The sequence below is a fragment of the Pseudomonas sp. RSB 5.4 genome, from assembly GCF_037126175.1.
GTDB lineage: Bacteria > Pseudomonadota > Gammaproteobacteria > Pseudomonadales > Pseudomonadaceae > Aquipseudomonas > Aquipseudomonas fluorescens_H.
The window spans coordinates 387,770-400,588 of record NZ_CP146986.1 but is presented as its reverse complement, the minus strand read 5'-3'; the positions used below and the strand labels follow the sequence as shown (position 1 = coordinate 400,588).

General features: G+C 60.8%; 8 protein-coding genes. 4 read left to right on the top strand and 4 right to left on the bottom strand.

What is annotated here, in order from left to right:
• Positions 1 to 45 precede the first annotated feature (45 nt).
• The 3 genes from zipA to V9L13_RS01795 all read right to left on the bottom strand — a co-directional run bounded on the left by zipA (position 46) and on the right by V9L13_RS01795 (position 5,319).
• A complete protein-coding gene (gene zipA / locus V9L13_RS01805) occupies positions 46 to 909 on the bottom strand; it encodes a cell division protein ZipA (RefSeq protein WP_103484605.1) in 864 nt (287 codons plus the stop codon).
• A gap of 259 nt (positions 910 to 1,168) precedes the next feature.
• On the bottom strand, positions 1,169 to 4,657 hold the full coding sequence (gene smc, locus V9L13_RS01800) for a chromosome segregation protein SMC (protein ID WP_338801280.1): 3,489 nt from the start codon (positions 4,655 to 4,657) through the stop codon (positions 1,169 to 1,171).
• Between the two features lie 2 nt (positions 4,658 to 4,659).
• Complete coding sequence (locus V9L13_RS01795; RefSeq protein WP_338801279.1) at positions 4,660 to 5,319, bottom strand: GntR family transcriptional regulator; 660 nt, start codon at positions 5,317 to 5,319, stop codon at positions 4,660 to 4,662.
• 267 nt (positions 5,320 to 5,586) lie between these two features.
• On the opposite strand from V9L13_RS01795, the gene xdhA reads away from it, so the two are divergent.
• From xdhA to guaD, 4 genes are all read left to right on the top strand, one after another.
• Entirely contained in the window at positions 5,587 to 7,041 is a 1,455-nt protein-coding gene (gene xdhA, locus V9L13_RS01790; protein WP_338801278.1) for a xanthine dehydrogenase small subunit, read from the top strand.
• Positions 7,034 to 9,433: a xanthine dehydrogenase molybdopterin binding subunit gene (gene xdhB / locus V9L13_RS01785; protein WP_103484607.1), complete on the top strand. Its 2,400-nt coding sequence runs from the start codon at positions 7,034 to 7,036 to the stop codon at positions 9,431 to 9,433. The genes xdhA and xdhB overlap by 8 nt, the downstream gene beginning before the upstream one ends.
• Positions 9,434 to 9,580: 147 nt before the next feature.
• Positions 9,581 to 10,438: a xanthine dehydrogenase accessory protein XdhC gene (gene xdhC, locus V9L13_RS01780; protein ID WP_338801277.1), complete on the top strand. Its 858-nt coding sequence runs from the start codon at positions 9,581 to 9,583 to the stop codon at positions 10,436 to 10,438.
• A 13-nt stretch (positions 10,439 to 10,451) separates the two neighbouring features.
• Positions 10,452 to 11,756 carry a guanine deaminase gene (gene guaD / locus V9L13_RS01775; RefSeq protein ID WP_338801276.1) on the top strand — a complete coding sequence of 435 codons (1,305 nt, stop codon included), beginning with the start codon at positions 10,452 to 10,454 and terminating at the stop codon, positions 11,754 to 11,756.
• A gap of 183 nt (positions 11,757 to 11,939) precedes the next feature.
• On the opposite strand, the gene V9L13_RS01770 is transcribed toward guaD, so the two are convergent.
• Positions 11,940 to 12,704, bottom strand: a complete 765-nt coding sequence (locus V9L13_RS01770) for a GntR family transcriptional regulator (protein WP_007961054.1) — start codon at positions 12,702 to 12,704, stop codon at positions 11,940 to 11,942.
• Positions 12,705 to 12,819: the final 115 nt, after the last annotated feature.

The following is a 12,819-nucleotide window of genomic DNA, read 5'->3' as shown; positions in this document are numbered from 1 at the left end:
TCCTCTGTAGAAGCTGCCGAAGGCTGTGATCTTTTGATCTTGGCCTTAGCGCTTCTGGGTCAGGGCGCGGCGTTCGAATTCGACGATGCGCTGACGGTAGTGCTCGATGGTCTGCGCGGTCAGTACGCTGCGCTGGTCATCTTTCAGCTCGCCGTTCAGTTCCTGGGACAGCTTGCGCGCTGCCGCGACCATCACGTCGAAAGCCTGCTTCGGATGACGCGGGCCTGGCAGGCCGAGGAAGAAGCTCACCGCCGGGGTGCTGAAATGGTCGATGTCGTCCAGATCGAAGATGCCCGGCTTGACCGCATTGGCCATGGAGAACAGCACTTCACCGTTGCCGGCCATGCTTTCGTGGCGGTGGAAAATATCCATCTCGCCAAAACGCAGACCGCTTTCGAGAATGTTCTGCAGCAGGGCCGGGCCTTTGAAGCCGGCGGCGTCGCGGCAGATCACGCTGATCACCAGCACTTCTTCGGCTTGCGGCTGATCCTTGTCGACCACCGCTGGCGACGGCTTGATGTCTTCGACGAAGTCATCATCACGGCTGCTGAAGCTCGGGCCGCCGTCCAGGTCCAGGTCGAGGTTCAGGTCGCCCTGGGCCGGACCGTTGCTGCCGCGCTTGCCACGTTTCGAACCGGATTCGCGAGGCTCGCGAGCTTCGCGGGCCGGCATGCTCACCGACGGCAGATCGTGTTCGTCCAGTTGCGGTTCTTTATGCGTATCCAGCACGCGGGCCGGGCCCAACAGCTCAGCGCTGGTGTCCTCGTCCGGCAGGTTGGACAGACTTCGGTCAAGACGGAATTTCAGTTTTCCCTTGCCGCCGCGCATACGGCGCCAGCCATCGAAAAGAATACCGGCTATCACAATGATGCCGATGACGATCAGCCACTCGCGCAGACCGATTTCCATGTAATCCCGTGCCTCTATAAAAAATGCTGAAAAATAAGGGGTTTACATTTTGCAAACCGCTTTAAAACGTGGCGCCAACTCTATGTTCTGACAGGCGTTTTGCCCACGTATACGAAAAATTGACATTAAACTAGCACGACCAAAGACAACTTTACACCGTCTGTCACATTGGCTTGCGCGAATATGTCGATTGGCCAGCAAGTCGAAGTCGGTAAAAAAGTCCTACAGAACATCAATACCCTTCCGACACCACGCTGACTCAGGCGTCCACCATCGCCATCGCCTCCTCGACATCCACTGCAACCAGTCGCGAACAACCCGGCTCGTGCATCGTCACGCCCATCAGTTGATCGGCCATTTCCATGGCGATCTTGTTGTGGGTGATATAGATGAACTGCACGGTCTGCGACATCTCTTTAACCAATCGTGCGTAGCGTCCAACGTTAGCGTCATCCAGTGGCGCGTCAACTTCATCGAGCATGCAGAACGGCGCCGGATTCAATTTGAAGATCGCAAAAACCAGTGCCAGCGCGGTCAGGGCTTTTTCCCCGCCGGAGAGCAAATGGATGGTGCTGTTCTTCTTCCCTGGCGGCTGCGCCATGATCGTTACCCCTGTATCGAGTAGATCTTCGCCCGTCAGTTCCAAATACGCGCGCCCGCCACCGAAAACTTTCGGGAAAAGTGCCTGTAAACCGCCATTGATCTGATCAAAGGTATCTTTGAAGCGATTACGGGTTTCCTTGTCGATCTTGCGGATGACGTTTTCCAGGGTCTCCAGTGCTTCCACCAGATCGGCGTCCTGCGCATCCAGATAACGTTTACGTTCGGACTGTTGCGTGTATTCGTCGATGGCCGCAAGGTTGATCGCGCCCAGGCGTTGAATCCGCGCATTGATCCGTTCGAGTTCTTCTTCGGCGGCGCGTTCACTGGCCTCGGGCGTCAACGTCGCGAGCACGCCATTGAGATCGTAGCCGTCTTCGAGCAATTGATCCTGCAGCGCCTTGCGCCGCACGGTCAGCGCTTGCCATTCCATGCGTTGCTGTTCGAGCTGGCCACGGATCATTTGCGATTGCTGCTCGGCCTGGGTCCGGCGCTTTTCCGCTTCGCGCAGTTCGCGGTCGGCGTCTTCCAGCGCGATCTGCGCGGTCTTCAGCTCTTCGTCGACGGTCATACGTTTGTCGAGCAGCTCTTCGAGTTTCAGGCGCAGCTCTTCCAGCGGTGCCTCGCCCTCCTCCAGATTCAGGCTCAACTGCTCACGCTTTTCGGTCAGGCGCTCGGCCTGCATTTCCAGACGTTCCAACGCCTGGCGCGTGGAATCATGCTGCGCGCGCAACGAACCGAGGCGCACCGCCAGTTGGTGGGCGTGATCCTTGTGTTGCCGGGCTTCCTGACGCACGCGGTCGAGGCGTTCGCGCAGGCTGTCGCGTTGAGCCAGCAGCAACTCGCGCTGCTCGGTGTCCAGCGCCATGGCGTCGAGCGCTTTCTGCAATTGCATGCGCGCTTCGCCGACTTGTTCGTGTTCCAGCTCGCGCTGCTCGCCGAGTTCGATCAGCTCTTCGTCAAGCCGCGTGCGGCGCAGCATCAGTTGTTCGGCCTTGGCTTTACCGGCGGACAACTGGGCTTTCAATTCACCTTGGGAACGCGCTTCGTCCTGCAGCAAACGACGCAAATGCTCACGGCCGTTTTCCTGCTGCCGCTGTTGCGCACGCAGGGTCTGCAAACGGGCTTCCATGGCTTCGACCGTGGCTTCGCGCTCTTCGCGCTCGGCCTGCAGCGTCTCGATTTCCTGACCACGGGCGAGCATGCCGCTTTCGGCTTCACTGGCGCGACGCACGCGCAGAAAGTGTCGACCGACCCAGTAACCGTCGCGACTGATCAGACTTTGCCCGGCACTCAACTGGCCGCGCAGGGCCAACGCCTGTTCGAGGCTGTCGACCGGTTTGACCTGGCCGAGCCACGGCGACAGATCGATCTGCGCCTCGACCTTGTCCAGCAAACTGCCCGCCACGCGCACACCATCGCTGGCGGGACTGAGCAGACGCAGATCACCTTGGGTGAACGCGGACAGATCGAAGCCGTTGAAATCATCCACCAGCACCGCTTGCAAGTCGGCGCCGAGCACGGTTTCCACCGCCAGCTCCCAACCCGCCTCGACCTTCAGCCCTTCGGCCAGACGCGGGCGCTCGGCGAGATTCTGTTCGCGCAGCCATTCGGCAGTGCCTGTGCCCGGATCGAGCGCGGCTTGCTGCAAGGCTTCCAGCGAGGCCAGTCGCCCGTTGAGGCGCTGCAAATCGCCCTGCGCCTGTTGCTGCGCGGTCAGTGCCTGCTGCAGTTCCTGACGCAGCTGTTCAAGCTTTTCGACCTGCGCTTCTTCGCTGGTCTGCAAATCTTCAAGGGTCGCTTCGGATTCAGCGAGTTGCTCATTGAGCGCCATGATCGCCGCGTCTTCCGGGTCGGCGGAAAGCAAATCGCGCTCTTCAGCCAGACGCTTTTGCCGATCGGCCAGACGCTCCATGCTGGTTTCCAGCTGCTGGATCCGCGACTGCTGCACCTCAGCCTGACGCCGTGGTTCGGCGGCGGTCAGGTTGAAGGTGTCCCACTGCTCTTGCCAGCCGTGCATGGTCAGCTCGGCTTCTTCCAGCGCAGCAGCAGCTTCTTCGGCGGCGGCGCTGGTGACTTCCTGCTCGGGAGTGAGCATGTCCAGCTCTTCGCCAAGGGTCAGCAGCAGCGTGCGGTCGTGACCCAGGTGCGATTCGGTTTCCAGACGCGCGCGCTCGGCTTCTTTCAAATCGTCCTGCAACTGGCGCAAGCGCTGCTGGCCGTGCTGGATGCTCTGCTCGACCCGGGCGATGTCGCCGCCGACCGAATAGAAGCGCCCCTGCACCAGATTGAAGCGCTCGGACAGTTCATGGTGCCCGTCGCGCAGGCGCTCGATGGCGGCATCGGCATTGCGCTGCTCGGCGACCAGCGCTTCAAAACTGACTTCCTGCGTGCCGATGATCGATTCGCGCTGACCGACCTGATCGTTCAGATCCTGCCAGCGCAGGGCCGACAGTTGCGCCTTGAGCTGACGCTCCTCGGCTTTGTATTCCTGATACTTCCTGGCGGATTCGGCCTGACGGTGCAAGCGTTCGAGCTGGCGTTCGAGTTCTTCGCGCAGGTCGGTCAGACGCGCAAGGTTTTCATGGGTGCGGCGGATGCGGTTTTCAGTCTCGCGTCGGCGCTCCTTGTACTTGGAGATGCCCGCCGCTTCTTCGATGAAGTTGCGCAAGTCTTCAGGCTTGGACTCGATCAGCTTGGAGATCATCCCCTGCTCGATGATCGAGTAGCTGCGCGGGCCCAGACCGGTGCCAAGGAAGATATCGGTAATGTCGCGACGACGGCATTTGGTGCCGTTGAGGTAATAAGTCGTCTGGCTGTCGCGGGTCACCTTACGACGGATGGAAATCTCCGCGTAAGCCGCGTATTCGCCCAACAGCGTGCCGGCGGAGTTGTCGAACACCAGCTCGATGCTCGCCTGGCTCACCGGTTTGCGACTGGTCGAGCCGTTGAAGATGACGTCGGTCATCGACTCGCCACGCAGGTTTTTCGCCGAACTTTCGCCCATCACCCAGCGTACGGCGTCGATGATGTTCGACTTGCCGCAACCGTTCGGCCCGACGACCGCCGCCATGTTACTGGGGAAGTTCACCGTGGTCGGGTCGACGAAGGACTTGAACCCCGCCAGTTTGATGCACTTTAGCCGCACGCTCAGGCTACCGTCAGGGCGGAAACCACCAGATCGCAGCTGCGCTGGGCGTAAGCCGTCAGCACGATGCGGATCAGCGGCAAATCACGGGCGAGCACAGCGGCCAGCAGGCGTTCGAACAGTTCGAGGAACTCGCTCATTTCGGCCTTGCGCTGTTCGAGGGCGAGGAAGTACGCACGGCTCATGGCCGGCTGCAGGTTCTCGACGGTCTCTTGCAGGTATGGGTTATTGGCAAACGGGTACGCGGCGCGCATCACGGCGAAGCTGTCGTCGACGAAGGTGCGGATGTCCTGACGCTCGTAGCTGGCGCCCAGGCGCTGCTGGATCTGCACGAACGGCGCCATGTCGGCCTGGGTCTGCCAGCCATTGGCAACCGCATTGCCGAGCAGGATGTACAGCTCGCTCATCAGCGTGCACAGGCTCTGCACCTTGTGCGCGGTGAGTTCGGTGACATGGGCGCCACGTCGCGGCAGGATCGCGATCAGGTGACGGCGTTCGAGGATCAGCAGGGCTTCGCGGACCGATCCGCGGCTGACATTGAGGGCCAGCGTGACCTTCTGTTCCTGAATGCGCTCTCCCGGCTTCATTTCGCCACGAATGATGCGTTCGGCGAGGTGGTGAGCGATTTGCTCGGCGAGGCTGTCCGGCGCCTTGAACGTCATGGTTGTCCTTCAAACTCTTCGATCTGCACAAGCGGCGCAGTGTAGCGCAAATGCAGGTGCATGGCGGAGTGCCCGCACGGCGCTTTTTGGCACGATTCAAGCAAAAAAGCAGTGGATCCGCTCAGGGTCAATACTCAATAGAGTGCGGGTTAATCGACAAAACCGCTTTTCCTGACCTTTAAGTCAGAAAACCATTGACCGAAAAGTCAGACCTGCTAAATTCGGTTGAAGTCGGTTAACAACAATAATGAGTCTGCGAGGCCTTCCGTGATCCAGTTTTTACTTAACCAGGAACTCCGTAGCGAGCACGCCCTGGACCCGAATCTGACCGTGCTCAATTACCTGCGCGAACACGTGGGCAAATCCGGCACCAAAGAAGGCTGCGCCAGCGGCGACTGTGGCGCCTGCACCGTGGTGGTCGGCGAGTTGCAAACGGATGACGCCGGCCGCGAATACATTCGCTATCGCAGCCTCAACTCGTGCCTGACCTTTGTTTCGTCGCTGCACGGCAAACAACTGATCAGCGTCGAAGACCTCAAACACCAGGGCGAATTGCACAGCGTGCAGAAAGCCATGGTCGAGTGCCACGGCTCGCAGTGCGGCTTCTGCACTCCCGGCTTCGTCATGTCGCTGTTTGCCCTGCAAAAGAACAGCGATGCACCGGATCAGGCCAAGGCGCACGAAGCGCTGGCCGGCAACCTCTGCCGCTGCACCGGCTACCGGCCGATCCTCGCCGCCGCCGAGCAATCCTGCTGTGGCAAGCAGCCGGACCAGTTCGATGCCCGCGAAGCCGAGACCATCGCCCGTCTCAAAGCCATCGCCCCGACCGATATCGGCGAACTCAACAGTGGCGACAAGCGTTGCCTGGTGCCGCTGACCGTCGCCGATTTGGCCGACCTCTACGACGCTTACCCACAAGCCCGGCTGCTGGCCGGCGGCACCGATCTGGCACTGGAAGTCACTCAGTTCCACCGCACCCTTCCGGTGATGATCTACGTCGGCAACGTCGCCGAAATGAAGCGCATCGAAACCTTCGAAGACCGTATCGAAATCGGCGCTGCCACCGCCCTCTCCGACTGCTACGAAGCACTCAATGCCGAGTATCCGGACTTCGGCGAACTGCTGCACCGTTTCGCCTCACTGCAGATCCGCAACCAGGGCACCCTCGGTGGCAACATCGGCAACGCCTCGCCGATCGGTGACTCGCCACCGCTACTGATCGCCCTCGGCGCGCAGGTGGTGCTATGTAAAGGCGAGACCCGGCGCACACTGAACCTGGAAGATTACTTCATCGACTACAAGGTCACTGCCCGTCAGGAAAGCGAATTCATCGAAGAAATCATCGTCCCGCGTGCCACCGCCGAACAGCGCTTCCGCGCCTACAAAGTCTCCAAGCGTCTGGACGATGACATCTCCGCCGTCTGCGCCGCGTTCAACCTGCGTGTGGAAAACGGCGTGATCACCGACGCGCGCATGGCATTCGGCGGCATGGCCGCGATCCCGAAACGCGCCGCCCATTGCGAAGCCGTGCTGCTCGGTCAGCCGTTCAACAACGCCGTGATCGAACGCGCCTGCGCCGCATTGGCCGAAGACTTCACGCCGCTCTCGGACTTCCGCGCCAGCAAGGAATACCGCCTGCTCAGCGCACAGAACCTGCTGCGCAAATACTTCATCGAACTGCAAACACCGCACATCGAGACTCGGGTGACCGCTTATGTCTAACCATCACGCCGTAGAGAAGACCCAAGCCGAATTGGCGGAACTGTTTGCCAAGGACCTGACCACCGGTGTCGGCCGCAGCGTCAAGCACGACAGCGCCGCCAAGCATGTGTCCGGTGAAGCGCAGTACATCGATGATCGCCTGGAATTTCCCAATCAGCTGCACGTGTACGCACGGCTGTCGGACCGCGCCCACGCGAAAATCATCAGCATCGACACCAAGCCCTGCTACGCCTTCGAAGGCGTACGCATTGCGATCACCCACGAAGACGTGCCGGGCCTGAAAGACATCGGCCCGCTGCTGCCGGGCGATCCGCTGCTGGCGATTGATGACGTGCAATTCGTCGGTCAGCCAGTGCTGGCCGTGGCCGCGAAAGACCTGGAAACCGCGCGCAAAGCGGCGATGGCGGCGATCATCGAGTACGAGGATCTCGAACCGGTGCTGGACGTGGTCGAAGCCTTGCGCAAACGCCACTTCGTGCTCGACAGCCACACCCATCAGCGTGGCGATTCGGCTTCGGCATTGGCCACCGCCGAACACCGTATTCAAGGCACGCTGCACATCGGCGGTCAGGAACACTTTTATCTGGAGACGCAGATCTCCTCGGTGATGCCCACCGAAGACGGCGGCATGATCGTCTACTGCTCGACGCAGAACCCCACCGAAGTGCAGAAACTGGTGGCCGAAGTGCTCGACGTGTCGATGAACAAGATCGTCGTCGACATGCGCCGCATGGGCGGTGGTTTCGGCGGCAAGGAAACCCAGGCCGCCAGCCCGGCGTGCCTGTGCGCGGTGGTCGCGCACCTCACCGGTCAGCCGACCAAGATGCGTCTGCCACGGGTCGAAGACATGCTGATGACCGGCAAGCGCCACCCGTTCTATGTCGAGTACGACGTCGGCTTCGACAGCAGCGGGCGCCTGCACGGCATCGCCATGGATCTGGCCGGCAACTGCGGCTGTTCGCCAGACCTGTCGGCGTCGATCGTTGACCGGGCGATGTTCCACTCGGACAACTCGTACTACCTCGGTGACGCGACCATCAACGGTCACCGCTGCAAGACCAACACCGCGTCGAACACCGCTTACCGTGGTTTCGGCGGCCCGCAGGGCATGGTTGCGATCGAAGAAGTGATGGATGCGATTGCCCGTCACCTCAACCTCGATCCGCTGGCGGTGCGCAAGGCCAACTACTACGGCAAGACCGAGCGCAACGTCACCCACTACTACCAGACCGTCGAGCACAACATGCTCGAAGAGATGACCGCCGAACTGGAAGAAAGCAGCCAGTACGCCGAGCGCCGCGAAGCGATCCGCCGCTATAACGCCAACAGCCCGATCCTGAAAAAGGGCCTGGCGCTGACCCCGGTGAAATTCGGTATTTCCTTCACCGCCAGCTTCCTCAACCAGGCCGGCGCGCTGATCCACGTCTACACCGATGGCAGCATCCACCTGAACCACGGCGGCACGGAAATGGGCCAGGGCCTGAACACCAAGGTCGCGCAGGTGGTGGCCGAAGTGTTCCAGGTGGAAATGGATCGGGTGCAGATCACCGCGACCAACACCGACAAAGTGCCGAATACCTCGCCGACTGCGGCTTCCAGCGGTGCCGACCTCAACGGCAAGGCTGCGCAGAACGCCGCCGAGATCATCAAGCAGCGTCTGGTGGAGTTCGCTGCGCGGCACTACAAGGTCAGCGAAGAAGATGTGGAATTCCACAACGGCCATGTCCGCGTGCGTGACCACATCATGACCTTCGAAGCGTTGATTCAGCTGGCGTATTTCAATCAGGTCTCGCTGTCGAGCACCGGCTTCTACAAGACCCCGAAAATCTACTACGACCGCAGCCAGGCCCGTGGTCGGCCGTTCTACTACTTCGCCTTCGGCGCGGCGTGCTGCGAAGTGATCGTCGACACCCTGACCGGCGAGTACAAGATGCTCCGTACCGACATCCTCCACGACGTCGGCGCCTCGCTGAACCCGGCGATCGACATCGGTCAGGTCGAGGGCGGTTTCGTCCAGGGCATGGGCTGGCTGACCATGGAAGAACTGGTCTGGAACAATAAGGGCAAGCTGATGACCAACGGCCCGGCCAGCTACAAGATCCCGGCCGTGGCCGACATGCCGCTGGACCTGCGGGTGAAGCTGGTCGAGAACCGCAAGAACCCGGAAGACACAGTGTTCCATTCCAAGGCTGTGGGTGAGCCGCCGTTCATGCTCGGCATTGCCGCGTGGTGTGCGATCAAGGATGCGGTGGCGAGCCTCGGTGACTACCGGCATCAGCCGAAGATTGACGCGCCGGCGACTCCGGAGCGGGTGTTGTGGGGCTGTGAGCAGATGCGTCAGCTCAAGACTGTGAAAGCGGTCGAAGCTGAAACCGAGCTGGCTCCGCTCTAGGACCGAGGTGCGGCCTTCGCGAGCAAGCTCGCTCCCACAGTAGATCTTCAGTGGGCACAGATTTTGTGGAAGACAGAGATCAAAAATGTGGGAGCGAGCTTGCTCGCGAATAGGCCCGAACAGACAACGATGTTGTAGGGGTGAACTATGTACAACTGGATCGACGCCCTCGCCGACCTGCAGAACCAGGGCGAACCCTGCGTTCTGGTGACGATCATCGAAGAACTCGGCTCGACCCCGCGCAACGCCGGTTCGAAAATGGTCGTCAGCGCCAGACAGACCTTCGACACCATCGGTGGCGGGCATCTGGAATACAAAGCCATGCAGATCGCCCGCGAGATGCTCGCCAGCGGCAAGCAGGACACCCATCTGGAGCGTTTCAGCCTTGGCGCCAGCCTCGGCCAGTGCTGCGGCGGCGCCACCGTGTTGCTGTTCGAACCGATGGGCCAGGTGCAAGCGCAAATCGCCGTGTTCGGCGCCGGGCATGTCGGCCGGGCGTTGGTGCCGTTGCTCGCCAGCCTGCCGTGCCGGGTACGCTGGATCGACTCGCGGGAAGAGGAATTCCCCGAACAGATCCCCCACGGCGTGCGTAAAATCGTCGCCGAAGAGCCTGTGGATGAAATCGATGACCTGCCCGTCGGCAGCTACTGCATCGTCATGACCCACGACCATCAGCTGGACCTGGAACTCACTGCCGCGATTCTCAAGCGCAACGACTTCGCCTACTTCGGCCTGATCGGTTCGAAGACCAAACGGGCCAAGTTCGAACATCGCCTGCGTGATCGCGGTTTCGACAGCAGCGTCGTGCAACGCATGCGCTGCCCGATGGGCATCGGCGAAGTCAAAGGCAAACTGCCTGTGGAAATCGCCATCTCCATCGCCGGCGAAATCATCGCCACCTATAACGCCAATTTCGGCCAGCACACCGCCAGCGCCGAACCGATTGCCAAACTGCTGCCCGTTTCCCGGCGCAGTCAGGCCGCCAAACTCAAAGCCTCAAACTGATTAGAGAACCCTCATGCCTCTGACTCGCAAAGCCTACCGCGCCGCCATCCTGCACAGCATCGCCGACCCCGCCGAAGTCGGGATCGAAGCCTCCTACGAATATTTCGAGGACGGCCTGCTGGTGGTCGATGGCGGCAAGATCAGCGCCCTCGGCCATGCCAGCGAACTGTTGCCGACCCTGCCGGCGGACATCGAGATCACCCACTATCAGGACGCGCTGATCACCCCGGGCTTCATCGACACCCACATCCACCTGCCGCAAACCGGCATGGTCGGCGCCTACGGCGAGCAACTGCTGGACTGGCTCAACACCTACACCTTCCCCTGCGAAAGCCAGTTCGGTAACAAAGCCCACGCCGATGAAGTCGCGGACATTTTCATCAAAGAACTGCTGCGCAACGGCACCACCACCGCACTAGTGTTCGGCAGCGTGCACCCGCAGTCGGTGAATTCGTTCTTCGAGGCCGCCGAGAAACTTGATCTGCGGATGATCGCCGGCAAGGTGATGATGGACCGCAACGCCCCGGACTACCTGACCGACACCGCCGAATCGAGCTACGTCGAGAGCAAGGCGCTGATCGAACGCTGGCACGGCAAGGGTCGCCTGCACTACGCGGTCACCCCGCGCTTTGCGCCGACCAGCACCCCGGAGCAACTGACCCTCGCCGGCCAGTTGCTGACCGAATACCCGGATCTGTACATGCAGACCCACATCAGCGAAAACCTCAAGGAAATCGAGTGGGTCAAGGAACTGTTCCCGGAGCGCAAGGGCTATCTGGACGTTTACGATCACTACCAACTGCTCGGCGAACGCTCGGTGTTCGCTCACGGCGTACACCTGTGCGACGACGAATGTGCGCGACTGGCGGAAACCGGCTCGGCGATCTCGTTCTGCCCGACCTCGAACTTCTTCCTCGGCAGCGGCCTGTTCAACCTGCCGATGGCCGAGAAGCACAAGCTAAACGTCGGCCTCGGCACTGACGTCGGCGGCGGCACCAGTTTCTCGCTGCTGCAAACGCTGAACGAAGCCTACAAAGTCATGCAGCTGCAGGGTGCGCGGCTGAGTCCGTTCAAGTCGCTGTACCTGGCGACCCTGGGCGGTGCGCGGGCACTGCGCCTGGAAGACAAGATCGGCAACCTGCAGCCGGGTTCTGATGCGGACTTCCTGGTGCTGGATTACAACGCCACCCCACTGCTCAGCTATCGCCTGAAACAGGCCAACAACATTGCCGAGACGTTGTTCGTGCTGATGACGCTGGGCGATGACCGCACGGTGCAGCAGACTTATGCGGCAGGGGCTTTGGTGCATCAGCGCTGAGTTTTCCCGAGGCATAAAAAATCCCCCGGTGGTATTAGCCCCGGGGGATTTTTGTTGCCTGTCAGACCGTATTCGCGAGCAAGCCCGCCCCCACAGGGGATCTCAGTCGATGCCAAATTTTATATTCACTGAAGATCCAATGTGGGAGCGGGCTTGCTCGCGAAGGCCGCGACTCGGTATCAGTCAGAGTTTCGCCGCAGGACGCCCAGGCTTCTTGGTCTGCAACAAATGCGAGAACACCGCATGCAAATCATCCGACGCACTTTCCTCATCGAGGTTGAGCTTGCTGTCGATGTGGTCCATGTGATGCATCATCAGGTCCACCGCCAGCTCACCGTTGCGCGCTTCGATGGCGTCGATCAACTGGGTGTGCTCGTCGTAGGAGCAATGCGAGCGGTTGCCGCTTTCGTACTGGGCAATGATCAGCGAGGTCTGCGAGACCAGGCTGCGCTGGAAGCTGATCAGTGGCGCGTTTTTCGCCGCTTCGGCCAGTTTCAGGTGGAATTCGCCCGACAGACGAATACCGGCGCCGCGATCGCCACGGGAAAAACTGTCGCGTTCGTCGTTGACCATCTGGCGCAATTCGGCGATCTGCTCGGCAGTGGCGTGCTGCACGGCCAGTTCGGTAATCGCGCGCTCCACCAGACGGCGGGCCATGAACACCTGACGCGCTTCTTCAACGCTCGGGCTGGCGACGACCGCGCCACGGTTCGGCCGCAACAGCACCACGCCTTCATGGGCCAGACGCGACAGCGCGCGGCGAATGATGGTGCGGCTGACCCCGAAGATTTCCCCCAGCGCTTCTTCGCTCAATTTTGTGCCGGGCGCCAGACGCTGTTCGAGGATGGCCTCGAAGATATGCGCGTAGACAATATCGTCCTGGGTTCCGCTGCGGCCGGCTTTGCCTGCTCGCGGTTGTTTCTTGAGGGGTTGCAACTGTTCGTTCATGGGCACTCGAGTCGGGAGAACTGCGGCGAATAGACCGTGACTGTAATACGGCACAGTAGGTCGCTGGCAAGTATCGCGTAAAAAACAGCGCGATTGTACACAATGGATGGTGGCA

Excerpts from the sequence above, each read along its gene's own strand:
- zipA (WP_103484605.1), bottom strand. The coding sequence starts at position 909 with ATGGAAATCGGTCTGCGCGAGTGGCTGATCGTCATCGGCATCATTGTG.
- V9L13_RS01795 (WP_338801279.1), bottom strand. The coding sequence starts at position 5,319 with ATGACGTTCAAGGCGCCGGACAGCCTCGCCGAGCAAATCGCTCACCAC.
- xdhB (WP_103484607.1), top strand. The coding sequence starts at position 7,034 with ATGTCTAACCATCACGCCGTAGAGAAGACCCAAGCCGAATTGGCGGAA.
- xdhC (WP_338801277.1), top strand. The coding sequence starts at position 9,581 with ATGTACAACTGGATCGACGCCCTCGCCGACCTGCAGAACCAGGGCGAA.
- guaD (WP_338801276.1), top strand. The coding sequence starts at position 10,452 with ATGCCTCTGACTCGCAAAGCCTACCGCGCCGCCATCCTGCACAGCATC.
- V9L13_RS01770 (WP_007961054.1), bottom strand. The coding sequence starts at position 12,704 with ATGAACGAACAGTTGCAACCCCTCAAGAAACAACCGCGAGCAGGCAAA.